Raw genomic sequence first — 24,552 nt, forward strand, 5'->3', positions numbered from 1 at the left:
CCGGATGGTTTAATTTCGTTCATGGCCTATGACGCGGAGGACACCAGACGGCGGATCTTCGACGCCGCCGCCGCCGAGTTCGCCGAGCACGGTCTGGCGGGAGCCAGGGTCGACCGGATCGCGACGGCCGCCAGGGCCAACAAGCAGGCCATCTACCTGTATTACGGGAGCAAGGAGAAGCTGTTCACCGCCATCCTGCGAGCGAAGCTGGAGGAGATCCACGTCTCCGTCAACATCGATGCCGACGCGGTGGCCGAGTCGGCCGCGCAGATCTTCGACTGGCACCAGGAGCACCCGGAGCTGATCAGGCTGCTGCTGTGGGAGGCGCTGGAGGCGTGCGACGAACCCGGCGAGAGCGAGCGGGAGCGCCGTGACGGTTTCCGCGAGAAGGTTCACCAACTCGTGGACGGAGGCGTGGCGCATCACCTTCCCGAGGACGCCCGCGTACATGCCGCCCAGGACCTGTTGTTCACCGTCATGGGGCTGATCGCCTGGAACTTCGCGGTGCCCAGGATGTGCCGCATCGTCCTGGACGAGAAGACCGACCAGGCCGCCTTGGCCCGCCGCCGCCAGACAGTGATCGAAGTCGCTCGCAGACTCGCCGCCGCCCCGGAGTGACACGGCACCGGCTCGACGTCAGCCGCGCCACGATCCACCGCCAACTGGACCCCGGCAAGCCGGGCTCTGGCCGTAGTGTTCGGTTACCTGGAACGGATGTACGACACAATTACGGATGTGCGAGTCGAATTGCTCGGACCGTTCGAGGTCCGGAACCGTGATGGGACCGTGGTGGAGGTTCCTGGGATTCGGCTGCGCGCGCTGCTCGCTGCGCTCGCCATCGAACCTGGCCGGATCGTCACGCGTGCGAGGCTGGTGGACTGGATTTGGGGACAACGGCCGCCCGCGGACGAAGTGAATGCCTTGCAGGCGTTGGTGTCCAGGCTGCGCAGGGTGTTGCCGGACGGTCTGATCGAGGCGGATTCCGGCGGGTACCGGCTGGCCGTGTCTCCTGATGCCGTGGACGTGTGCCGGTTCGAGCGCCTGGTCGGTCAGGCCCGTGCCGCCGAGCCTGCGGCGCGGGCGGATCTGCTGCGCTCGGCCCTGGCATTGTGGCGCGGTACGGCCATGGCGGACATCGCACTGCGAGACAGCGATGCGTTCGACGCCGCGGTCACCCGTCTGGACGAACTCCACGTCGCCGCGCTCGGGGATCGGGTGGATGCGGATGTTCGCCTCGGCCGTGGCTCGGAGTTGGTCTCCGAGCTGACCGAACTGGTTGCCACGTATCCGCTGCGGGAGGGGTTCGTGGCGGCCTTGATGCGAGGGCTCGCTGAGGCGGGGCGTGGGACCGAGGCGTTGACCGTCTACCAGCGGACGCGCGAGCGGCTCGCTGAGGAGCTGGGCACCGATCCATCGGCCGAGCTCTCCGCGTTGCACACCGCGTTGCTGCGTGGCGAGCTGGGCGAGCGGGCGGAGAACCGCAGGACGAACCTGCGCGCCGAGCTGACGAGTTTCGTCGGCAAGGACGATGACATCTCCGCGATCGCCGGTCTGGCCGTCAAGCACCGGCTGGTCACCTTGACGGGGGCCGGTGGCTCCGGCAAGACAAGGCTGGCCACGGAGACCGCGCGGACGATGCTCGCCGAGCTGCCGGATGGGGCGTGGCTGGTCGAATTGGCCTCGGTGCGGGCGGGCGGTGAGCTGGCGCAGGCCGCTCTTACCGCGATCGGCCTGCGTGACCAGCCATTGCTCGGTGGTGCGCGGGGTGGGGAACCGATGGATCGGCTCATCACCGCGGTCCGGGAGCGCGCGATCTTGCTGATTCTGGACAACTGCGAGCACGTGATCGAGGCGGCCGCGGCTTTCGCGGATCGGCTTCTGGGGGAGTGCCGGAGGCTGCGGATTCTGGCCACGAGCAGGGAACCGCTCGGCATCACCGGGGAGGTGCTGTGGCAGGTCGAGCCACTCGCGCTGCCCGCGAAGGGAGCGGACCCCTCCGACGTCGGGTCCTCGCCCGCGGTGCGGCTGCTGCGGGACCGCGCGGGTTTGGTGCGCAAGGACATCGGCTCCGATGCGCACGCCTTGCCGGCCATGGCGCGGATCTGCCGGGCGCTCGACGGGATGCCGCTGGCGATCGAACTGGCCGCGGCACGGCTGCGTACCATGTCCATCGATCAGCTGGCACATCGCCTCGATGACCGATTCCGCCTGCTGACCAGCGGCAGCCGTACGGCGCTTCCCCGGCACAAGACGCTGCGCGCGGTCGTGGACTGGAGCTGGGACCTGTTGACCGAGGCCGAACGCAGCGTGCTGCGGCGGCTCTCGGTGTTCTCCGGCGGGGCGAGCCTGGAAGCGGCGGAACGGGTGTGCGGGGACGAGACGTTCGCCGGGGAGCAGGTGCTCGACGTGCTGACCGCGTTGATCGAGAAGTCGCTGCTGCTCGCCGACGGCGAGGGCACGCCGCGCTACCGGATGCTCAACACCATCAGGGAGTACGCGGCGCACCGGCTCGCCGAAGCCGGGGAGACCGAGGCGGCGCGCCGGGCGCACCTCGCCTACTTCACCGAGCTGGCCGAGACCGCCGAGCCGCACCTGCGCCGGGCCGAGCAGCTGGAGTGGCTGTCCACGCTCGAGGCCGAGCACGACAACATCAGTGCGGCCCTACGCGGGGCGATCGCCGAGGAATGGGCCCAGGAGGCGATGCGGCTGGTCGGGGCGGTGGGCTGGTACTGGTTCCTCAGTGGGCGCAAGGCTGAGGGCACCGAGTTGAGCATCGCGGCGGCCTCGCTGCACGGTGAGGCGTCCGATGAGGTGCGGGCGATGGCGTACACCATCGTGGCAGTGCTCGTGACCTCCTGGCCCGGCCGCGATCAGTATCAGGCGCGGGAGTGGATCCTCGAGGCGCACCGGTTCACCCAGCGCAGCGGGTATCGCCACCCGGTGCTCGGGTTCGTCGGGCCGCTGGAGCGGATGCTGCGGGAGCCGACGGAGTTCCTGCCCGCGTTCGAGCCGCTCATCGCCGACGACGATCCATGGGTGCGTGCGCAGGCCAGGCTCACTCGTGGCCGACTGCGGCTCACGCTCGGCCGCGACGAGACCGACGTGGACATCGACATCGAGATCGCCCTTGCCGAGTTCCGCACGCTGGGTGACCGGTGGGGGATCTCGATGGCGCTGACCTTCCTGGCCGATCGGCTCGCCATGCGCGGCGAGTTCGCACGCGCGTGTGAGCACTACGAAGAGGCGGTCTCCGCGTTGCCCGCGGTAGGCGCGACCGAGGACGCGGTCGGCTTGCGGGCGCGGCAGGGTCAGCTGTACTGGCTGCTCGGCGATGAGCGATCCAGCACGTCCGCCATGGCAGAAGCGCAGCGGGGCGCGGGCGGGATCACCTGGCCGGACGTGCTTGCCGAGCTGGCGCTTTCGAAGGCGCAGCTGGCGCGCTGGCGCGGCGAGCCGGACAAGGCACACCAGCACCTGGCCACGGTGCGGGCGCTGGCGGGCAACGCGGAACTGAGCGACATGGTCCGCGCCAGGACTATGGACCTGTACGGCTACCTCACCGAGGATCTCGAGAAGGCCCGCGCGCATCGGAGCGAGGCGCTCCGCGCGGCTGCGGAGGTGACGTATCCGCCGCTGATCGCCGAGGTGTTGATCGGGATCGCGGATCTCGCGCTGCGCCAGGGACAGTACGAGCAGGCCGCGCGATTGCTCGCGGCGAGCGACGGCGTGCGCGGTACGCCGGACCGTTCACAGCCGGACTTTTCCAGGATCACCGCGGAAACGCGGAATCGCCTCGGTGAAACCGTGTTCATCGAGGCGACCCGCGACGGACAGCGGCAGGACTGGCGCGAGCTGGCCGAGATCACGCTCGCTTCGTGATCGTCGCGCGCGCCCACAGGTAGCCGATCGCCAGTACCGTCAACGCGACGATGCCGATCACGCCGAGCCATTCCGGGAAACTCGCCTGGAACCCATCGGCAAGCCCTCGACGCGGCGGGCGGCGAAGTCCGGGAGCCGGAAGTGTGATGAGGGGTTCAATGTGTACGAGGACGACGTTGACACCCCCGTCGGCGCCTTGTAAGGGTGGCGGAAAGGAGGGCAGGCCCCCTCCGCGGGCAGCCGGCCGTAACTCGTTCCCCATTCGACAGGGAGTCCCGATGGAAGGCACCGTCGCCGTCGTGACCGGAGCCGCGCGCGGCGTCGGGCGCGGCATCGCCCTCGTACTCGGCGAGACCGGGGCGACCGTCTACGTCACCGACCGCGAGAGCCGCGACCACCGCCACTCCGACCTCCCCGGCACGGTCGAGGACACCGCCGAGCAGGTGGAGGAGCGTGGCGGTCACGGCGTTCCCGTACGTGTCGATCACACCGACGACCGCGCCGTCGAAGCGCTCTTCCAGCGGGTACGTGACGAGCACGGCGGCCTCGATCTCCTCGTCGCGAACGCCTGCGACGGCAACGCCCTGCCCTTCGGGGGCGGCCCGTTCTGGACCCTCCCGCTCGTCCACTGGCACAACATGATCGACATCGGGGTCCGCAGCCATCTCGTCTCGGCCTGGTACGCCGCCCCGCTGCTGATCGAGCGGCGTGGTCTGGCCGTACTCACGGGATTCACCGACCCGGACGCCGAGGTGATCGCCGGACACGTCTTCTACGACCTCGCCATGACCGGCGTCAGCCGTCTGGCCCACAGCATCGCCCATGACCTGCGCCCGCACGGGGTGACCGCGCTCGCGCTCGCGCCCGGATTCACCCGGACGGAGGCGATCATGGCGGCGATCGGCGAGGACGTGCCGGGCGGCGACTCCGTGGAGTTTCCTGGCCGGGCCGTGCGTGCCCTGCTCGAGGACCCGGAAGTGGCACGGCACGCCGGACGCACACTGCCCGTCGCGGACCTGGCCAAGGAGTACGGGTTCCAGGACGTGCCGACCGGCCGGGACAGGAGCCGCTAGGACGGGGCACACGCCGGCCGGGCGGAAGCCGCTAGGCAGGGGCGGGGATGACGCCCGTCAGGCGGGCGGTCTCCTTCCACAGGCGGGCGGCCAGGTGCTCGTCCCTGGCGGCGGGAGCGCATTCGGCCAGGACCGGCCGGCCGCGCGTCTCCGCGAACCCGCCTGGACCGAAGTACTCGCCACCCTGGACGCCCGGCATCGTCGCGGCGTGCAACTGCGGGAGGGCGCCCTTCGCGGCTGGCTGGCACGCGACCCTCGCGATGATCGTCGTGAGGGCCACGAGCGCCCGGCCGCCCTGCGCTCTGGCGGAGCTGGTGAACAGGCCGGTACGCGCCATGCCGGGGTGCGCGGCGGCGCTGACGAGGTCCAGCCCGGCCGCCCGGGCCCGCCGGTCCAGCTCGAACGCGAACAGCAGGTTGGCCAGTTTGGACTGGTTGTAGGCGGCCCACTTGTCGTAGGGGCGGCGCTCGAAGTCGAGGTCCGCCACGTCCAGCCCGGGGCCGCGGTGCGCTCCTGAGGAGACGGTGACGACCCGCGCCCCCGGGGACGCCCGTAGCGCCGGCATGAGCAGCCAGGTGAGCGCGGCGTGGCCGAGGTGGTTGGTGGCCAGTTGGAGCTCGTGGCCGTCGGCGCTCACGCGGTGCGGGTTCGCCATGATGCCGGCGTTGTTGACCAGGATGTGCAGTGTGCCGCCTGCGCGGTCCATGGCCTCCGCCGCCGCAGCCCGTACCGATCCGAGGTCCGCCAGGTCCAGCCGTACGGGCTCGGCGGCGCCGCCGGTGAGGCTCGCGATCTCCCGCGCCGCCGCCTCGGCCTTGCCTGGGTCGCGGCAGGCCAGCAGCACCCTGGCTCCCCTGGCCGCCAGTGCCATGGCGGTGTGGCGGCCGAGCCCGCTGTTGGCGCCGGTCACCAGCGCGACACGGCCCTCCTGAGAAGGGACGTCCGTCATGGAGTGGGCTCCTGGTAGACGGGCCTTCGGGGGAGGAGCGTGACCAGGGCCGCGACGACCAGGAAGATCGCCGCCTGGATTCCGAGCGTCAACTGGATCGCGTCCGTGAACGACTCCGCCGTCGCCGCCGGCCCGACCAGGCTGAAGAACACCACCCCGATCACCGCCACGCCCGTGGCGGCGCCGATCTGCTGGAACGCGTTCAGCACGCCTGACGCCGAGCCCGCGTGCTCGCCCGGCACCTCGGAGAGTACGAAGTCGAACAGCGGCGTCACCACCATCCCCATGCCGACGCCGCCCAGGAGCAGCGCGGGCGCCAGGTGCCAGAAGCCGACTTCCGGGCCGGCCGTGCTCAGCGCCAGGATCAGCCCGCCCATGGCCAGCGCCACCAGGGTCGCGCCAGCCAGGATCGCGTTCCGGCCGATCTTGGCGATGAGGCCGGGCGCGATGCCGGCGCCCACGGGTGTGCCGACGGCGAACGGCAGGATCGTCAGGCCCGCGGCCAGCACCGTGAACCCCAGGCCGACCTGCAGGTACACCATGAAGACGAAGTAGTAGGCGATGATCCCCGCCATGAAGATGAGGTAGATCAGGGTGCCGCCGACGAACGACCTGACGTGGAAGAGGCTCATCTCCACCAGGGCAGAGCCGGTCCTGCGCCGCTCGTACAGGACGAAGCCGATCAGCGCGGGCACGGCGGCGGCGAGCGCCACGAACGTCCAGGCCGGCCAGCCCAGCTCCCGTCCCTGCACCAGCGGGAAGATCAGCAGGAACACCGCCGCGGTGGCGATGATCATGCCGATCCAGTCCAGGCCGAGGCGCTCGGACGACCTGGACTCGCGTACGCAGGTGACCGCGCCGGCGACCGCCACGACGCCCAGCGGCAGGTTGACGAGGAAGACGGCCCGCCAGCCGAGCCCCAGCACGTCGGCCTCGGTGAGGAAGGCGCCGAGCGGCGGCCCGCCGACCGTGGCCACCGTCGCCATCCCGGCGAAGAGCGCGAACGCCTTGCCGCGCTCCTCGGGCCCGAACGTGACCGTCATGATGGCCAGGATCTGGGGCACCATGGCCCCGGCCATGATGCCCTGCAGCAGACGGGCGGCGATCAGTGTCTCGGGGGCCGGGGCCAGGCCGCACAGCAGCGACGCCGCGACGAACCCGGCCGCCCCGACGAGGAACAGGCGCCGTCGCCCGGCGATGTCGCCCAGCCTGCCCCCGGTCACGAGCGTGAGCGCGAACGCCAGCGCGTAGCCGGAGGAGATCCACTGCATGTCGGCGTACGACGCGCTCAGGTCTTGGCGGATCGCGGGCAGCGCGATGTTGACGACGGTGGCGTCGACCAGGTCCATCGCACCGGCCAGCAGCAGGAAGAACAGGCCGAGCCAGCGGCGGTCCCGAGGCCGGGGGCCCTGTTCCGTGCGATCCTGTGTGCTCTGCTCTGCCATGATCATCAATCCCTCATGCGGTTGCGACGAGGTACCGGAAGACGTTGCGCATGCGGTAGCCGCCTTCCTCGGTCCTGAACGGTGCGATCGCGTCGGCGACGATCGCCGCGGCCCGGTCCCAGCCGATCTCCTCGAGTGCCCGGGTCGAGGACGGGCCCCCGGCCAGCAGGCCGTGTTGCGCCTCGGCCAGGTCCGCGTACCGCCAGACGCAGGTGACGTCGCGGGCCTCCTCCGGCGTCCAGCCCGCCGTCTCGGCCAGGGCGGCGAGCCTGCCGTCCGCGGACAACTCGAACGGGCCTCCGCCGCCGCGGTCGGGGAGCGGCGGGAGGAGGCGGGCCAGGGCGGTCAGGTACGCGGACGCCTCGCAACTCTCGGGCGGCCCCCAGGTCGCCGCCACGAGTCGCCCGCCCCGGGCGGTCACGCGGCGGGCCTCGCGCAGCGCCTGCCGATGATCGTCGGCGTAGTGAACCGAGTTCATGCCGGTCACCAGGTCGAACGAGGCGTCGGCGTACGGCAGGCGTTCCATGTCGCCGAGCGTGAACGACCCTTCTGGGACGCGTTCGCGGGCCAGGTCGAGGAGGGGCTCGGCCGCGTCCAGCCCGGAGACCTCGGCTCCCCGGCCGGCGGCCAGCAGGCAGAACATCCCCGAGCCGCAGCCGACATCCAGCACCCGCATCCCAGCCAGACCTGATGCCCGCCCCGCCGCCTGTCCTGGATCCCACGCCGGTGGCGGGCCGGGATCCGCCGCCGTCGGCTGTCCGCGATCCCTCGCCGTCGGCTGTCGTGCGTCGCCGAGGTGCCGGGGGGTGGTCACGGATGCGCCGATCCGGTCGAGTACGTCGTCGTACAGCTCACGTACCTGGCCCTCCTGGATGGTCGCCCAGTCATGGACGCCCACGCCCCACCAGGCGCCCTGCGCGGTGGCGCTGCCTCCGGGGGTCACCGGCCGGCCCTCCTGATCAGCGTGAGGCCGTCCCGCAGCGTGACGAGGACGCATTCGAGCCGGGGATCCGCCACCACGGCGTCGTTGAAGGCCCGCAGCGCCACCACGTCGGCGTCGTCGTCCTCGTACAGGACCTCGCCGTTCCACAGGGTGTTGTCCGCTGCGATCATGGCGTGGTCCGACAGCTTCGGCAGGACGGCCTCCAGGCAGGCGAGGTACTCCTGCTTCGCGGCGTCCATGAACACGAAGTCGAACGGGCCGGGCAGCCGGTCGAGGGTGTCCAGCGCGGGGCCGGTCTCGACCGTGATCCTCCCGGCGTACGGGCTCGACGCGATGTGGTCGCGGGCCATCGCGGCGTGCCGGTCGTCGATCTCGCAGGTGAGTACGTGGCCGTCCGGAGGCAGGGCGGCGGCCATGGCCAGTGCCGAGTAGCCGCTGAACGTCCCGATCTCGAGGACCTGGCGGGGGCGCAGCGCGTACACGAGCATCTGCAGGAACCTGGCCTGCAGCGGACCCGAGATCATCTGCGGGTCGGTCAGCGACTGCCACGTGTTCTCGCCGACCAGTCGCATGAAGGCGGGGTCGGGTGTGGAGTGGGCTTCGGCGTACTCGTCGATGCCGGGTAGCGTGATCGGCTTCATCGACTCGCTCCTTGGTCGGCGGCCGGCTTCATCGCATCTCTCCTTGGTCAGCGGCCGAGGTCACTCCCTGGTCTGCGGCCAGGGTCATTCCTTGGTCGGCGGCTGGGGTCAGCAGCCGGGCCGCCTCCTCGTCCGTCATGCGTTCCAGCCGGTCGCGCATCGCGCGCGCGGCCAGCTCGGCGAGGTGGGCGACAGTGAAGTCGGCGAACGCGCTCGCCGGGTCGATGCGGATCTCCAGCGCGCGGTTGATCTCGCCCAGGATCCGGTGGCCGAAGACGGAGTCGCCGCCCAGCTCGAAAAAGCCGTCCTGCACGCCGATGGGGTCGATGGCCAGCGCTTTCTGCCAGATCGCCGCGATCCGCCGCTCCAGACCGTTACGCGGAGCCACGTACGGCGCCGCCAGGTCGGGGCGGGCCGAGTCCCGCACGCCGATGGAATTCAGCGAGCGGTCCTCGTGTGTGGCCACCTCGTCGAAGAACGTCACGCCCACCTGGGCCGGGTAGAACTGCAGCAGGCTACGCAGGTCGAAAGGCAGCGCCATGGTCTGCGGCCGGTCCTCGGTCATCAGGTTTTCCAGGAGGTCCAGGGCGTCGCCTGGCTCGAAGACGCTGCCGGCCGTGCGCAGCCGTACGGCGTCGGCTGCCATCCCGGCCTCTCCCCACGGGCCCCAGTCGATGGCGGTGGCGGGCAGCCCGCGCCCGCGGCGGTGGTGGGCGAGGGCGTCGAGGACGGCGTTCGCGGCGGAGTAGTTCGCCTGGCCGGGGGAGCCGAGGACGCCGGCGGCGCTGGCGTACAGGACGAACCACTCGATCGGGTCGGCGAGGGTCAGCTCGTGCAGGTTCCAGGCGCCGCGCAGCTTGGGCGCCAGGACCTCGCGCAGCGCCTCCTCCGGCATGTCCAGCAGGGCGCCGTCCCTGAGCACGCCCGCCGCGTGCAGCACGCCCCGGATCGGCGGGCCGCTCGCCCGCGCCGTCGCCAGGGCCCGCGCGAGCGCGTCGCGGTCGGCGACGTCTGCGCGCAGCAGCCGCACCTCGACGCCCGCTTCGCGCAACCGCGCCAGCGTGTCCTCGGCGTCCGGGGCGGGCGGGCGGCGACTGAGCAGGGCGAGATGCCTGGCTCCCCGCTGGGCCAGCCGGTCGGCGGCCAGCAGTCCGAGGGTGCCTGTCCCACCTGTGATCACGTAGGTGGCGTCGGGGCGCAGGGTCAGTGTGCGGCGAGGTGTCATGCGCAGCTCGTTGAGCCTGGCCACCAGACGTCGCCCGTCACGGTAGGCGACCTCGGTCTCGCCCGCGTCGTCTGCCAGTTCGTCGCACAGCGCGGACACGGTTGAGCTCGTCGAGCCGATCGAGCCGGTCGAGCCGGTGGGGGCCTGCGGGTCGAGGTCCACGCAGCGGGGGCGCAGGACGGGGTTCTCGATGGCCGCCGTCCTGAGCAGGCCCCAGGGGGCGGCGGCTCGCGGGTCCGTGACATTCTCCGCGCGGGCGCCACGCGTGACGACGATCAGCCTGCGGGCGGTGCCTGGGCCGGCGAACGACAGGGCGCGAACGAGCCGGGCCACGTCCACGACGGCGTCCTCGTACCCGCCGTCCATAGAGGGCAGGTAGACAACCCCGGCGACGCCCTCGACCTGCCGGGCGTCCCCGTCCGGGCGGCTTTCTGCACCCCTTCCGACCGGTACGGTGCCGTCTCTCCCGACCGGTGCGGCGTCGTCTCTCCCGACCGGTGCGGCGTCGTCTCTCCCGACCGGTGCGGTGTCGTCTCTCCCGACCGGTGCGGCGTCGTCTCTCCCGACCGGTACGGTGTCGTCTCTTCCGGCCAGTTCGGTGTCGTCTGTTCGGACTAGGGCGGTGGCGCCTCTTCGGGCCAGTTCGGCGGCCATTGCCTCGGCCAGACCGGAACAATCCGAGCCCGGGCGCTCGGGCACCAACAGCCACCGTCCCTTCGGTGCCGAGCCCTCGGCGGGCGATTCCCGCCACACCGTCTCGTACAGCTGGAACTCCGCCTTCTCCCGGGACGCGGGCGCGTGCCGCATCCGCAGCCCGGTCAGCTCGACGCAGGGGCGGGATGAGGAGTCGTAGATCGTTACGTCTGCCCGGATCTCCCCGTCGCCGCTCCCGGTCACGCGGGCGTGGCACCGCGCTTCGCGGCCGGGATCTGCCCACCATCGGACCGTCTCCACGCCGACGGGCACGGCCGCACCGCCCTTACGAAGGTCGGCCGGGGCCGCCGCGAACACCGGGTGCAGGGCCGCGTCCAGCAGCGGGACCGCATCGCCGCTTATGTCCGCCACCGCCTCACCGTCGCCCCGCCGCACCCACCGCACACCACGGAAGCGCGGACCATACGCCAGGCCGGCACCATCGAGCAGGGAGTACAGCAGGTCCACGGGAACCGGCTCGCTGCAGCGGTCTTCCACAGCAGCCAGTCGCTCCGGGCCGGTAGCTTCCGCCAAGCCCTTGCGATCCGCCGAGCCCGTGGGATCCGCCGTGGGGGCGGCCGAGCCGGTGGAGTACGTCGGGCTGGTTGGGAGGAGGCGGCCGGTGGCGTGGGGGGTCTCGTCTGGGCCGGTTCCGGTCGTGATCGAGAATGCGAGGTCGTCGGCTTCTGGCGTGAGGGTGACGAGCGCGTACGGCGCTGGGGCGTCGTCGGTCGCGATGAGCGGGGCCGGCAGGTCGAGGTGGTCGAGCGTGATCGGCTCGGGCAGGCCGTGTGCGCGGGCGGCCGACACGGCGAGCCGGATGTACCCGGCCGCCGGGAACACGGGCAGGCCGTTCACCCGATGCTCGGCGAGGTCCGCGGGGTCGAGCGCCACCTCGCGCTCGAACGCCCGCCGGGGCTCGGGCCGGTCCAGCCAGTACATCCGATGTTCCCACGGGTAGCCGGGCGTGGACACGACCCGGCCGCCGCTGGGATGCAGGTGTTCCCAGCGCGGCGCGCAGCCGAGCGTGTAGAGGGCACCGAGGGCCCCCAGCAGCCCGTCTCCGCCCAGTGTGGCGGTCACCAGCACTCCGCCTGACGTCTCGCGGAGGGCAGCCTGCAGGACTGGCTTGGCTCCGACCTCGACGAGCGCGTCGGACTCCGGCAGCAGGGCGGAGACGGCGCCCGCGAGGTCGACGGGTTCGCGTACGTTACGGGCCCAGTACGCCCCGTCCACGTCGCGGTCGTCCGCGCGCTCGCCCAGGACGGACGAGTAGAACGGGATCTTCGCCTTCCCCGGTTCGAGGTCCCGGTACAGCTCTGCCAGCGCGCGGGCCGCGGGGTCCATGGCGGGGCCGTGGAAGGCGTACTCGACCGGCAGCCACCGTACGAACGTCCCCGCGTCCGCCAACCCCCGCCGCACCTCCTCCAGCGCGGCGGGCGCGCCGGAAAGGACGGTCAGGCCGGGCGCGTTGATCGCCGCCACGGTCACGTCACTCCCCGCCCTGCGCTCGGCCGCCTCCCTGGAGAGGCCGACGGCCAGCATGCGACCGCCCCTGGCCGGGCTCATCAGGCGTCCACGGTCGGCGGCGAGCCGCAGCCCGGTGCCGGCATCGAGCAGGCCCGCCGTCACGGCGGCGCTGATCTCACCGACGCTGTGCCCCACGACGGCGGCCGGCTCGATGCCGAGTGAACGCCACACGCGAACCAGTGCCAGCTGCACGGCGACGATCAGGGGCTGGGCGACCGCGGTGTCCTGGAGGTCGGCTTCGGTCTCACCGCTGAGTACGCGTTCGATGGACCAGCCGAGTACGCCGTCGAGCCGCTCGTCGCATCGCCGGATCGACGATCGGAAGAGGGGGTCGGAGTCCAGTAGCTCACGCACCGCCGCCAGTGGACCGGGCGATACGTCCTGCCCGTCTTGGCGGGCTTCGGCCTGGTCGGCGAACACGCCCTGTCCCGAGAACACGAAGGTGACACGCGGGTCCCCGGCCGACACCCGGATGGACGTGCCGCGGATGGCGCGAAGGCGGGCGGCCAACTCGGCCGCATCGGCGCCGATGACGGCGGCGCGATAGGGCCGGTGATGAGTACGGCGGGTCGCCGCAGTGAACACCAGATCCGCCCCGATCGCCGGGGGCGCTGAGGTGGTTTCTGCGGCGGCGATGGCTGTGAGGTGGTCGGCCCAGGCGGCGGCGGCTCGGGCGAGGCCGCTCTCCGTGCGGGCGCTGATCGGCAGGAGCAGTGAGCGGGGCCTGGCCGTGGGCTGCGCGGGTGGTGGTGGCGGTGGGGACATGACGATGTGGGCGTTGGTGCCGCTGAAGCCGAAGCTGCTCAGCCCCGCCACGCCGCCGGGCCAGGACTCGGGGCGGGTCACCACGCGGAGTCCGAGGTCGGTGAAGGGGATGTGCGGGTTGGGGGTGGTGAAATGCAGGCTCGGCGGGATCCGCCCGTGGTGGAGCGACAGGGCGACCTTGATGAGCCCGGCGATGCCGGCAGCCGCCTCCAGATGGCCGATGTTGGTCTTCACAGAGCCGATCAGCAGTTCCCGGTCGCCCTTCAGGACCGTGCCCAGGGCGTGGGCCTCGACCGGGTCGCCCAGGGCGGTGCCGGTGCCGTGGCATTCGACGTACCTGACCGTTTCCTGGCCGGTCGCCGCGTCGCGCAGGGCCGCCTCCACCACCTCGCGCTGGGCCGCCGGGTTGGGGGCGGTCAGGCCGTTGGTGGCTCCGTCCTGGTTGGTCGCCGTACCGAGGATCAACGCGTAGACGCGGTCGCCTTGAGCCAGCGCCTTGGAGAGCGGTTTGAGTACGGCCACACCGCAGCCCTCGCCCCGGACGTAGCCGTCGGCGCTCGCGTCGAACGCCTTGCACCGGCCGTCCTGGGCGAGCATGCCGGCCAGCCCCAGGCCGGTCGAGGGGGCGGGGTCGAGGAGCAGGTTGACCCCGGCGACGACGGCCGCTTCGCACTCGTCCGAGCGGATCGCCCGGCAGGCGAGATGGACGGCGACCAGGGACGACGAGCACGCCGTGTCGACGGCGAGCGCGGGGCCGCGCAGGCCGAACACGTACGACAGGCGCCCTGCCGCCACGGAGAGCGCGTTGCCCGAAGGCGTGTAGCGGTCGATCGCCGCGGGGTCGAGCTGGCGGTAGGCGTAGTCGTTGGCGGAGATGCCGAGGTACACGCCGGTACGGGAGCCGCGCAGCCGCGCCGGGACCTCGCCGGCGTCCTCCAGGGCGTCCCAGGTGGTTTCAAGGAGTATGCGCTGCTGGGGGTCCATGCGCAGCGCCTCGTCGCCGCCGATGCGGAAGAACGGCGCGTCGAAGCCGGAGACGTCGTCCAGGAGCCCGGCGCGGCCACGGGGCGACCCCTCCCAGCGATCGGCCGGGATGTCGCCGATCGCGTCGGTCCCGGATTCGAGGAGGCGCCAGAACGCGCCCAGGTCACCGGCCCCCGGCATCCGGCACGCCAGCCCCGTAACCGCGATCGGTTCCCCCTCGCGCCCGCTCGGCCTCTTCCCCGCCATGGCCGCCTGGTGGGCAGGGCGACCGAGCGCCGCCGGTGTTCCGCGCTGGGCAGGACGACCGGGCGCCGGCGTGTCGTCGGGGGCCGGGACGCGCTCGCTAGGCGGCGGCTCGAGGGCCCGGACGTGCTCGGGGGGCGGCGCGTGCTTGCGGGATAGGTGGTTGGCGAGGGTGGATACCGTGGGGAACTCGAAGGGGAGGGTGGGGCTCACCGGCTGGCTGAGGAGGCGTTGCAGGTCGCCTGCCATCGCGGTGATCCGGGGGGAGTCGAGGCCGAAGGCGGCGAACGGCGCGTCGGTGTCGACGTCCGCCGGCGGCAAGCCCGCCTCTGCCGCGACCCGGTGGACGAGCCAGTCCTCGATCCTCTCTACGTCCATCGGCCCTCCCGGCTCTCGAAGCGCACGGGGACGGTCCCGGCGAGCACGGCGTCCCTGGCCGCGGTGCGGCGTACCTTGCCGCTCGACGTCTTGGGGACCGTCCCCTTGGGCACCAGATAGATGGCGTCGAGGCGGACGCCCAGGTCACGCAGGACGGTGGTACGGATCTCGCCTGCCAGCGGGGCGAGGGCGGCCTCGTCCGCGGTCGTCTCCTGCACCAGCGCCACGCCCTCGTTCAGGGCGAACGCCGCGCCAGCCCCGCGCCGGACGTGCCCGCCGGAGACGCAGGCGACGTCCTCCACGTCGTGCGGGTGGATGTTGCGGCCCCTGATGATCAGGAGGTCCTTGATCCGGCCGGTCACGTACAGGCGCTGGTCCCAGAGCAGTCCGAGGTCGCCTGTGCGGAGGTACGGGCCGTCGCCGCCGGCCAGGCGCGCCTGGAAATCGTCACTTGGCCGCTTCCAGTAGCCGGCCGCCACGCTGGGGCCGCGTACCCAGATCTCGCCGACGTGGCCGTCCGGACGCGGGGTGAGGGTCTCCGGGTCGACGATCAGCAGCTCATGTCCCGGCGCGACCCGACCCGACGGCACCAACTCAGTCGTATCCCGCGAGGCCACGGCGAACTCACCTCCCTGACCGGCCTCCCGGACCGGCGCGACCCCCTGGACCGGCGCGGCCTCCCGGACGACCCCCTGGACCGGCTCGGTGTCCTGGACCGGCGCGGCCTCCCGGACGAGGACCGCATCGCGGGCAAGGGCCGCGTCCCGGACAGGGACCGCGTCCCGAGCGGGGGCGGCGTCCCGAGCGGGGGCGGCGTCCCGAGCGGGGGCGGCGTCCCGAGCGGGGGCGGCGTCCCGAGCGGGGGCGGTGAGGTGGCCGTGTTCGAGGGTTGCTCGGTCAGCGGTCAGGACCTCGCGGTCCTTGGGTCCGGCTCCCGTCACCAGCAGGGTGGCCTCCGCCAGGCCGTAGCAGCCGACCAGGGCCTCAGGGCGGAGCCCGCACGGCGCGAAGCGTCGCGTGAACCGCCGTACCGTGGCCGCGCGGATCGGTTCCGCGCCGCTGAAGGCGACCTGCCAGGTGGTGAGGTCCAGCGACGCGAGCTCGTCGTCCGTGACGCGGCGGGCGCACAGGTCGTACGCGAAGTTGGGCCCGCCGCTGACCGAGACGCCGAAGTTCGAGATCAGCTCCAGCCATCGGGCCGGGCGCTGGAGGAAGTGCAAAGGGGACATGAGGTAGCAGGAGGCGCCGTGGTGGAGCGGGTACATGATCGTGCCGATCAGGCCCATGTCGTGGTACATGGGCAGCCAGCTCGCCACCACCGCGTCCTCGGGCACCTGCAGGGCCCGGCCGATGGCCCGCTGGTTGGCGAGGAGGTTCGCGTGGGTGAGCACCACCCCTCTCGGGGCGGCGGTGGAGCCCGACGTGTACTGGAGGAACGCGACCGTCTCCGGGCCCACCCCCGGGTCACGCCAGGAGCCGCCGCCGGCCAGTGCGTCCGTGACCATGAGGGGAAGCGCGGGCAGCACGCCGGCGACCGTCTCCCGCAGCAGCCCGCTGGTCAGTACGGCCTCCGCGCCGCAGTCGGCGGCCACCCCGGCGACCCGGTCCCGGCCGTCGGGCTGGAGTGGCGGGTAGGCGGGAACCGCGATGACGCCCGCGTACAGGCAGCCGAAGAAGGCGGTGACGAACGCCAGGCCGGGTTCGTACAGGAGGATGACACGTCCGCCTTCGGCCACCCGGTCGGCCAGGGCGCAGGCCACCTGGCGCGCCCCCGCGTCCAGCTCCGCCCGGGTGAGAACGCGCAGGTCCGCCTCCCCGTCCGCGAGGAAGCCGAACGCGAGCTCGCCGGGCGCCTCGGCGGCACGCCGGCCGAGGAGCTCGACGAGCGTCCGTTCAACCACCGCTGTGCCCCCCGACGTGCATGCGCCACAGGGAGGTGGCGTCGAGGGCGCGGCGCGTTCCCACCTGGTCGTCCGTGACCCCGCCCCCTTCCCAGAGACGCGGGTACGACTCCACGACCGCGAGGGGCGGCTCGGCGATCTCCGGCACCCGCGCCATCGCAAGCTCCACGTACGGCTCCAGCTCCTGTGCCTTGCGCCTGGTCCGCTCCTCGTCCCGCTCCGCGAACTCCGGCAGCACCGCCTGGCCGAGCAGCTCCAGCGACTCGCACACATGCTCGTGCGGGTAGTCCCCGCCCTGCTGCAGCAGGATGAGCTGATCGACTCCGGCGTTCTCCAGCTCGCGGAAGTGGGCCGCCACCTGCTCAGGCGGCCCCACGCCCCCGAGCCCGGCCATCGGCTCTGGCTCCGCCCGCTGGAACTCCTCCCACAGGTTCGTCCGCCCAGGCACGTGCGCGCCGAACCGGTAATAGTGGGCCAATGCCCATTTGAAGAACTGCTGCCCCCGCACCCCGCGGGCGGCCGCCGTCGAGGCGTCGCGGTGGCAGAGCACGCCCGCCAGCATGGCCACGTTCGGGTTCACGGCCTGGCCGAGAGGCCGGCACTCCTTGCGGAACGTCTCGTAGTACTCGTTCACCCAGAAGCGCGCCTCGTCCGCGTCCATGAAGGAGAACGTCAGCGCCCCGATGCCGAGCCTGGCGGCGAGCTTGAGCGTGTCGCGGTTCGTGCACGCCACCCAGAGAGGCGGATGCGGCCTCTGGACGGGTTTGGGGATCACGTTGCGTGACGGCATCGAGAAGTGCCGGCCCTCGTACCCCGGGTACGGCTCCGAGCACATCATCTTCGCCGCCTCGCGCACGGACTCCGCCCACATGGCCCGCTTGTCGATGTAGTCGACCCCGAACGCCTCCAGCTCCAGCCGGGAGCTCGACTCGCCGGTGCCCCACTCCACCCGGCCGCCGCTCACCAGGTCGAGCATGGAGATCCGCTCCGCGACCCGGGCGGGATGGTTGTACGGGGCGGGCATCAGCGTGATGCCGTGCCCCACCCGCATGCGCGTGGTCCGCTGGCCGACGGCCGCGAGGAACACCTCGGGAGCCGTCGAGTGCGAGTACTCCTCCAGGAAGTGGTGTTCCTGCGCCCACCCGTAGCCGATGCCGATCCGGTCGCCGATCTCCGCCCATTCCAGGGCGTTGCCGATCAGCCGCCGCTCGTCGCCGTCGGCCCAGGGGCGGGGCAGCTGGAGCTCGAAGAACATGCCGAACCGCATGTCAGCCTCCCTCCGCCAGCAACTGCGCCAGCAGGGCGTCCACGGTCTGGTCCGGCAGCTCGCCGACCCTGCGGCCCATCCGCGCGGTCGCGCTGTCGAGCTGCCGTTTGCGTCGTACCTGATCGTCGACGATGAGGGCGAGCTGCTCGACGTTCGGCTCCCGCGAGAACAGGTCCTGGAGCAGCAGCTCTATCCCGTACCGCTGCCGCAGCCGATCCACGAGCTGGGCCACGAGCAGCGAGTGCCCGCCGAGGTCGAAGAAGTCGTCGTGGACGCCGATCTCCGGCACGCCAAGCAGCTCGCACGCGACCTGCGCGATCTCCTCCTCCAGCGGCGTACGCGGCTCGACCCGCGAGGCGGCGGACAGCCTGGCCGAGTCGGGGGCGGGCAGCCGCCGCCGGTCCAGCTTGCCGCTGGAGTTCACCGGGAACCGGTCGAGCACCACGTACGCCGTCGGCACCATGTACTCGGGCAGCCGCTCGCGCAGGTGCCGGAGGAGCAGGGCGGGATCGCGCAACTCCGCGGAGGTGGACAGCCCGGTACGGGTCACGTACGCCACGAGGCGCGAACCCGCGTGGCCGCGCTCGTCCAGCACCACGACGGCCTCCTCCACGGTCGGATGGGCGCGCAGCGCCGCCTCGACCTCGCCGGGCTCGATGCGCTGCCCGCGCAGCTTGACCTGGTCGTCGGCGCGCCCGAGGTACTCCAGCGAGCCGTCGCTCCGGTACCTGGCCAGGTCGCCGGTCCGGTACAACCGCGCGCCGGGCGCGTACGGGTCGGGGACGAAGCGCTCGGCCGTCAGCGCGGGCCGGTCGTGGTAGCCGCGGGCCAGCCCGGGTCCGCCGACGCAGATCTCGCCTGGCACGCCCACCGGCGTCTCCCGCAGGTCGGGGTCCAGCAGCCGGATCACCGAGTTGGCGACCGGCGGCCCCAGAGCGACGGGGCGGCCGGCGACCAGGGGATCGGCCGTGGTCCACACCGTCGTCTCGGTCGGGCCGTACAGGTTCCACGCCCGGTCGTGGGTCGAGGCGAGCACCTGGGCCAGGTCGGCCGGCAGCGCCTCGGCGCCGGACAGCGCCTTGACCCTGCGCTGGCCGAGTCCGCCGGCGGCGACGATCGTCCGCCACATGGTGGGTGTCGCGAGCAGGGTGGACACCCGGTGTGTGAGGATCAGCCTGCGCAGGCGAGTGGCGTCCAGGATCTCCTCCATGGTGGCGATCACCACGGCGCCGCCGGCGGCCAGCACGGGGTAGATCTCGGCCACGGAGGCGTCGAAGGCCAGGCTCGACACCGTGGCCATGACGTCGTCTGGACCGATGTCCTGCCCGTGCCGCACGTGGGCGATCAGGTTCGAGAGCGCGACGTGGCCGATGGCGACTCCCTTGGGAGTCCCGGTGGAGCCCGAGGTGTAGACGATGTACGCCAGGCCGTCGGCGGGCACGGCGACGCCGGGGTCCTCGCTGGACCGGCCCGAGATCGCGGCCGCGTCCCGATCGACGCACACCTTCTCGAAGGATCGGGCGGTGAAGGCGGGGGCCAACGACTCCTCGGTGACGACCAGGCGGGCCCCGGCGTCGGCGGCCAGGGCGGCGAGCCGCTCCGGGGGATGACGCGGGTCCAGGGGGACGTACGCGGCGCCGGCCTTGAGTACGCCGAGCATCGCGACGATCATCTCCGGGGACCTGCCGAGGCAGATCGCGACCCGCGACTCGTGCCCGGCGCCGAGCTCGCGCAGGTGGCGGGCGAGTTGGGCGGCGCGCCCGTCGAGCGTCCTGTAGTCCAGCCGCTGCGACCCGCACACCACCGCGATGCGCCGCGGATCCCGCAGCGCCTGCCGGTGGATGAGCTCGTGCGCGGGCTCGGACGGGACGGCGACGGCCGGGCCGCGTCCCCACTCCCTGACCAGGTCCCGCTCGGCCGGGTCGAGCGGCGACAGGTCCGACAACCGCCGGCCTGGGTCGCCGAGGGCCTGTTCCAGGAGCGCGGCGAACCGCGCCGTGACGCGTTCCGCGGTCGTGGCGTCGAACAGGTCGGAGCTGAACGACACGTGCCCCTCCAGCGCCCGCCCTTCCCTCAGGTGCAGCTCCAGGTCGGCCCGCGCGCTGCGCGCGGTGACCGGGACGGCCTCGAACGAGGCCCCAGCGAAGTCCTGCTGCCCGAGCGGCGGCTGCATGATGAACAGGGACCGCACGCTCGGCTGGACCTCCCGCACCATGCGCTCGAACGGCAGCGACTGGTGCGCGAACGCCCGGGCGCAGGTCGCTTTGACCCGATCCAGCGCCTCCTGGAACGTGGGATCGCCGTGCAGGCCGGTCCGCAGGGCCAGCATGTTGACGAAGTTGCCGATGAGCCCGTAGGTCTCGGGGCGCGTCCGGCCGGCGACGTTCGTCCCGACCGTGATGTCGCGCTGCCCGGTCAGCTTGGCGAGCAGCGTCTGCCAGGCGGCGAGCACGACCATGAACGGCGTGGCCCCGGCCCGGCGGGCGAGCGCGCGTACGGACTCCGACAGCTCCTCAGGCAGGCGCAGCTCGCACCATCCACCGGCCGCGCTGACCAGCGGAGGGCGCGGCCGGTCCGCGGGCAGCTCCAGCGGGGGCGCGTCGGCCAGCCGGTCCCGCCAGTAGTCCAGGTCTCGCGTCCACTCCTTCTCCTCGGGCGCCCCGGCCTGCCACGCGGCGAAGTCGCCGTACTGGATGGGCAGCTCGGGCGGCTCGAACGGGACGCCGGACGCGCGCGCCGTGTAGGCCGCCGAGAGCTCACTCATCGCCACGCCGAGGGACCAGCCGTCGCCGAACAGATGGTGTACGACGATGCCGAGCACGTCATGCCCGTTAACCCGGCAGAGGATGATCCTCGCCACCGGCCCCTTCTCGAGGTCGAAGGGCTGGTCAGCGGCAGCTTGCAGGCGTTCGACCGCCGCCGCGAACCCTTCGCCCGGCGGCAGCGCGCGCAGGTCGATCACGTCGAGCGCGGGCCGCGCGCCGCCGTCCACGACGGCGTGGGCCTTTCCCGCGTCCTTCCGCACGACCGTCCGCAGCGTCTCGTGCCGGTCCACGAGCTCGTCCACGCACGCGGCCAGCACCGAGGGCTCCAGGTCCGCGTCCACACGGGCGCAGAAGGACAGGTTGTACGCGGTACCGCCGGGCTGCAGCTGCTCGATGAACCACAGGCGCTGCTGGGCCAGCGACAGCGGCACGGGTCCGGAGGCCCGCTCGCGCCGCGGGATCGTCTCGGGGGGCTGTTCCGGGGGTGTCTCCCCGCCCAGCCAGCGCCGCAGCAGCTCCGCCTTCGGGCCGGACAGCCTGGTCTCCTCGGTCACGGTCTCGCTCCCGTCATCTCCGCTTCGAGCTCCAGCTGGGCCACCTCGGCGGGATGCAGCACCCGGCCGTCCACGCCCTGACGGACGCGGCGCGACTTGCGCAGGTCCCTGGTGACGGTGACCTTCTTCAGCCAGCGATCCCTGCCGTCGTAGCGCGGCGGGAACGCCCGCCGCCCGTGCACCGCCCGGTAGTTGTCGACGAAGGCGAGGTCGCCGGGGGTGAGCACGAGGTCGCGCAGGCCCGACTCGAGCTGGTCGGTCAGCGCCTTGAGGCTGCTCGCGGCCTTGTCATTGCCGGGCAGCGGGGTCATGTAGTACGGGTCGATGCGCAGGTACGGCCGGCGCGGGTCGCCGAACAGCACCGCGCTCGGGGCCGCGTCGGACCACCGTTCTGGGCCGGGTGGCGGCACGCGGGTGTAGCCGTTCTCACGCATCCGCTGCTGCAGATGCTCGTTGTCCGGATAAATCAGGAAGTACGGCTGGCGGAGGATCGCGGCCTGCTCGGGCGACAGCCGTACCTCGTCGACCGCGGACACGGTCGTCGGGGTGAGCTTGTCGTTGCGCATCGCCATGAGCCCCAGGTAGTCGCAACGGAACGGGTGGAACCCGTCCTCGGTGTGCCACGCGAGGTCGTCCAGGCTGCCGTGACCGCTCTGCTCCCGCTCCTGGTCGCGGATGGGCAGCACGTTGTGCACGAGGTGGCCGTTCTGGAGCGTCGACCAGCCGAACACGTCGCCGAGCAGGCAGCCGAGCAGCACCAGGAACAGTTCCTCGCGCGCGGTGGCCGCCGGATCCGCCTGCCGGCGCCAGTGGGGCGGGGTGGGCCCGATCCTCTCGTCGTCGACCCCGAGCCCGCGCACCATGACCCAGGGAGAGGTCTCCTGGTGGTGGAAGGCCATGAAGAAGTCCAGGAGCCCCTGCGGAAGATGGCGGTAGGCCTCGCCTCTGGCCGCCCACAGGAAGCGGGGAGCCTCCGCCGTTCCGTAGGCGTGGCGGAGACGGTCGAGGAGCCCGTCGATGTGGCCCTTCTCCGCCGATGTCAAGGAGTACGTCACGGTCGTGTTCACGTCAGCCGTCCATCTGCCGCCGCAGGCTCGCGGGCCGCATGTCCGTCCAGACCGAGGCGATGTGCGCGAGGCAGTCGTCCTTCGACCCGGCGAACCCGCCCGGGTGCCATCCCTCGGGAAGCGGCCGGCCCGGACGCCAGATCGAATACTGCTCCTCGTCGTTGATCACGACGGTGTACTCGTCCTGCGTGCTCATTCCTGCGGTCCTTTCATGAGGCTGTTCAGTAGGGCGTCCACTTCGTCGTCTCCCATGCCGGCGACGGCCTGGCTGGGACCGGTGGGCCGGCGTTCGCGCCTGGCCGGGCCGTTGTCCAGGACCGTGTCCGGTGAGGGGAGGGCTTGGCGGTCGACTTTGCCGTGCGGGGTGAGGGGGAGCTGGTCGAGGAAGACGTAGGTGGCGGGGAGCATGTAGTGCGGGAGGGTGGCGAGGAGGTGGGCGTTGAGCTCCTCCCTGGAGACCGCCCCCGCCCTGGACACGACGTACGCCGTGAGGCGCGGGTCGCCGGTGGCCGCGTCGTGCTGGGTCGTGACGGCGGCGCCGACGATGGCGGGGTGGTTGTGGAGGGTGGTTTCGATTTCGCCGAGTTCGATGCGGTAACCGCGGATCTTGGTCTGGGTGTCGGTACGGCCGAGGAACTCGATGGTGCCGTCAGGCAGCCAGCGTCCCCGGTCGCCGGTGTGGTAGAGGCGTTCGCCCGGGTGGAGGCGGTCCGGGGTGAAGTGTTCGGCGGTGAGAGCGGGGCGGTTGAGATAGCCGCGGGTGATGCCGGGCCCGCCGATGTGGATCTGCCCGGGGATGCCTTGGGGCAGGGGGTTGAGGTCGTCGTCCAGGATGTGCACGCGGGCGCCCGGGATGGGCCTGCCGATGGGGACGCTCGCGCCGGCGAAGTCGGGCGGGCACGGGTGGAACGTGCTCCAGACGGTCGCCTCGGTGGGGCCGTAGTCGTTGTAGAGGGTCGCCGACGGCAGCATGGTCGCGTGCTGGGCCACGACGTGCGGGGGCAGCACCTCGCCGCCGACCGAGATGTCCCGCAGGCTGCGCAGGTCACGCGGGCAGAGCGACAGCAGCATCTCGTACTGCGAGGGCACCGCGTCGAAGTGCGTGGCGCATTCCAGGTTGATGAGCCGCCCCAGCCGGCGCGGGTCGTGCACGGTCATCGCATCAGGCAGGACGAGCCGGCCGCCCGAGGCCAGCGTCCAGTACAGGCCCGCCGCCGCGCCGTCGAACGTGAACGGGACCGGCAGGCAGTAGATGCCGGGGGAGATCCGGCCGCACGACCACCTGGCCTCGGTGGCGTGGGCCAGGTTGCCGTGACTGACCAGCACGCCCTTGGGTGTTCCTGTGGAGCCCGAGGTGTAGATGACGTAGGCGAGGTTGTCCGCGTGCACCGGGACGTCGGGGTCGGTGTCGTCCTCGCCGCCGTCGAACACGTCCACGTCGATGACGGTGGTGCCGTCCTGCGCGGCCCGCTGGTGGTGGGTGTGGGCTAGCAACACCTCGATGCCGGCGTCGGCCAGGATGAACTGCTGCCGCTCCGCCGGGTGATCCGGGTCCAGGGGTACGTACGCCGCGCCGGCCTTGAGCACGGCCAGCAGTGCGGTGACCGTGTGCGTCGTGCGCTCGGCGATCACGCCCACGCGCTTCTCCGGGCCCGCGCCCAGCTCGCGCAGGCGATGGGCGAGCCGGTTGGCCCGGATGTTGAGCGCGCCGTACGTCAGCTTGGCCTCGCCGGCCACCACCGCCACGGTGTCGGGATTCTTCGCCGCCCGCTCCTCGATCATCCGGTGCACCAGGCGCGCCTCCCCGGCCGCCTCCGGCCCCGCGGACCAGTCCCGAATGAGCCGCGCCTGCTCGGCAGGGGTGAGCATGGGCAGCGCCGACAGCGTCATGAAGGGCTCAGCCGCAGCCGCCTCAGCCAGGGTCCTGAGGTGGTCGAGCATCCGCCCGGCGGTACCCGCATCGAACAGATCGGCGGCATAGTCCAGCGAGACGGAAACGCCGCCGCTCACCCGCGCGACCGCGTCCGCGGAGCTGTCGCGCTCCGGGCGAGCGCCGACGTCGCGGTCCGGGCGAGGGGAGGCGTCGCCGGCCGAGCCCGCCGAGGCGGGGGCCCCCGGTGGGGTTGTGAGGCGGAGAGTGACGGCGGTGATGGAGGGTGGGATCGTGTCGTCGAGGTCTCGCCAATCCAAGCCGCCATAGGAGGCCGGTGGCGTGGGATGGTCGCGCAGGAAGCGTACGTGGTAGAGGGG

At 72.2% G+C, this 24,552-nt stretch carries 14 protein-coding genes; 3 read left to right on the forward strand and 11 right to left on the reverse strand.

The window, feature by feature from the left end; all coding sequences use genetic code 11:
* The first annotated feature begins 21 nt into the window (after positions 1–21).
* From ITP53_RS29230 to ITP53_RS29240, 3 genes are all read left to right on the forward strand, one after another.
* Complete coding sequence (locus tag ITP53_RS29230) at positions 22–618, forward strand: TetR family transcriptional regulator (protein ID WP_195898678.1); 597 nt, start codon at positions 22–24, stop codon at positions 616–618.
* A gap of 117 nt (positions 619–735) precedes the next feature.
* A complete protein-coding gene (locus ITP53_RS29235; RefSeq protein WP_195898679.1) occupies positions 736–3,879 on the forward strand; it encodes a BTAD domain-containing putative transcriptional regulator in 3,144 nt (1,047 codons plus the stop codon).
* 278 nt (positions 3,880–4,157) lie between these two features.
* Complete coding sequence (locus tag ITP53_RS29240; RefSeq protein WP_195898680.1) at positions 4,158–4,952, forward strand: SDR family oxidoreductase; 795 nt, start codon at positions 4,158–4,160, stop codon at positions 4,950–4,952.
* A gap of 31 nt (positions 4,953–4,983) precedes the next feature.
* On the opposite strand, the gene ITP53_RS29245 is transcribed toward ITP53_RS29240, so the two are convergent.
* The 11 genes from ITP53_RS29245 to ITP53_RS29295 all read right to left on the reverse strand — a co-directional run.
* Complete coding sequence (locus tag ITP53_RS29245) at positions 4,984–5,901, reverse strand: oxidoreductase (protein WP_195898681.1); 918 nt, start codon at positions 5,899–5,901, stop codon at positions 4,984–4,986.
* The gene (locus tag ITP53_RS29250) at positions 5,898–7,346 is read right to left on the reverse strand and encodes an MFS transporter (RefSeq protein WP_195898682.1); all 1,449 of its coding nucleotides are present in this window, start codon (positions 7,344–7,346) and stop codon (positions 5,898–5,900) included. The genes ITP53_RS29245 and ITP53_RS29250 overlap by 4 nt, the downstream gene beginning before the upstream one ends.
* Before the next feature lie 13 nt (positions 7,347–7,359).
* On the reverse strand, positions 7,360–8,289 hold the full coding sequence (locus tag ITP53_RS29255; protein WP_195898683.1) for a class I SAM-dependent methyltransferase: 930 nt from the start codon (positions 8,287–8,289) through the stop codon (positions 7,360–7,362).
* Positions 8,286–8,930 (reverse strand): O-methyltransferase, encoded by a 645-nt coding sequence (locus tag ITP53_RS29260; protein ID WP_195898684.1) that lies wholly within the window; start codon positions 8,928–8,930, stop codon positions 8,286–8,288. Before ITP53_RS29260 ends, ITP53_RS29255 begins: the two co-directional genes overlap by 4 nt.
* 28 nt (positions 8,931–8,958) lie before the next feature.
* Positions 8,959–14,748: a type I polyketide synthase gene (locus ITP53_RS29265; RefSeq protein ID WP_195898685.1), complete on the reverse strand. Its 5,790-nt coding sequence runs from the start codon at positions 14,746–14,748 to the stop codon at positions 8,959–8,961.
* Complete coding sequence (locus ITP53_RS60490) at positions 14,739–16,649, reverse strand: fatty acyl-AMP ligase (protein ID WP_195898686.1); 1,911 nt, start codon at positions 16,647–16,649, stop codon at positions 14,739–14,741. The genes ITP53_RS29265 and ITP53_RS60490 overlap by 10 nt, the downstream gene beginning before the upstream one ends.
* Positions 16,642–17,916, reverse strand: a complete 1,275-nt coding sequence (locus ITP53_RS29275; protein ID WP_195898687.1) for an LLM class flavin-dependent oxidoreductase — start codon at positions 17,914–17,916, stop codon at positions 16,642–16,644. The genes ITP53_RS60490 and ITP53_RS29275 overlap by 8 nt, the downstream gene beginning before the upstream one ends.
* Position 17,917: 1 nt before the next feature.
* Complete coding sequence (locus ITP53_RS29280) at positions 17,918–21,235, reverse strand: non-ribosomal peptide synthetase (protein WP_195898688.1); 3,318 nt, start codon at positions 21,233–21,235, stop codon at positions 17,918–17,920.
* Entirely contained in the window at positions 21,232–22,302 is a 1,071-nt protein-coding gene (gene gntD, locus ITP53_RS29285) for a guanitoxin biosynthesis L-enduracididine beta-hydroxylase GntD (protein ID WP_195898689.1), read from the reverse strand. Before gntD ends, ITP53_RS29280 begins: the two co-directional genes overlap by 4 nt.
* A 1-nt stretch (position 22,303) precedes the next feature.
* Positions 22,304–22,498: an MbtH family protein gene (locus tag ITP53_RS29290; RefSeq protein ID WP_195898690.1), complete on the reverse strand. Its 195-nt coding sequence runs from the start codon at positions 22,496–22,498 to the stop codon at positions 22,304–22,306.
* On the reverse strand, positions 22,495–24,552 hold a 2,058-nt coding region (locus tag ITP53_RS29295), incomplete at its 5' end, for a non-ribosomal peptide synthetase (protein WP_207756566.1). The genes ITP53_RS29295 and ITP53_RS29290, both read right to left, overlap by 4 nt.

This window comes from Nonomuraea cypriaca, assembly GCF_015645445.1.
GTDB lineage: Bacteria > Actinomycetota > Actinomycetes > Streptosporangiales > Streptosporangiaceae > Nonomuraea > Nonomuraea cypriaca.

What these genes read in the sequence shown, in the direction of transcription:
- ITP53_RS29230 (WP_195898678.1), top strand. Translation starts at nt 22, where the DNA reads ATGGCCTATGACGCGGAGGACACCAGACGGCGGATCTTCGACGCCGCC.
- ITP53_RS29240 (WP_195898680.1), top strand. Translation starts at nt 4,158, where the DNA reads ATGGAAGGCACCGTCGCCGTCGTGACCGGAGCCGCGCGCGGCGTCGGG.
- ITP53_RS29245 (WP_195898681.1), bottom strand. Translation starts at nt 5,901, where the DNA reads ATGACGGACGTCCCTTCTCAGGAGGGCCGTGTCGCGCTGGTGACCGGC.
- ITP53_RS29250 (WP_195898682.1), bottom strand. Translation starts at nt 7,346, where the DNA reads ATGGCAGAGCAGAGCACACAGGATCGCACGGAACAGGGCCCCCGGCCT.
- ITP53_RS29260 (WP_195898684.1), bottom strand. Translation starts at nt 8,930, where the DNA reads ATGAAGCCGATCACGCTACCCGGCATCGACGAGTACGCCGAAGCCCAC.
- ITP53_RS29265 (WP_195898685.1), bottom strand. Translation starts at nt 14,748, where the DNA reads ATGGACGTAGAGAGGATCGAGGACTGGCTCGTCCACCGGGTCGCGGCA.
- ITP53_RS29275 (WP_195898687.1), bottom strand. Translation starts at nt 17,916, where the DNA reads ATGCGGTTCGGCATGTTCTTCGAGCTCCAGCTGCCCCGCCCCTGGGCC.
- ITP53_RS29290 (WP_195898690.1), bottom strand. Translation starts at nt 22,498, where the DNA reads ATGAGCACGCAGGACGAGTACACCGTCGTGATCAACGACGAGGAGCAG.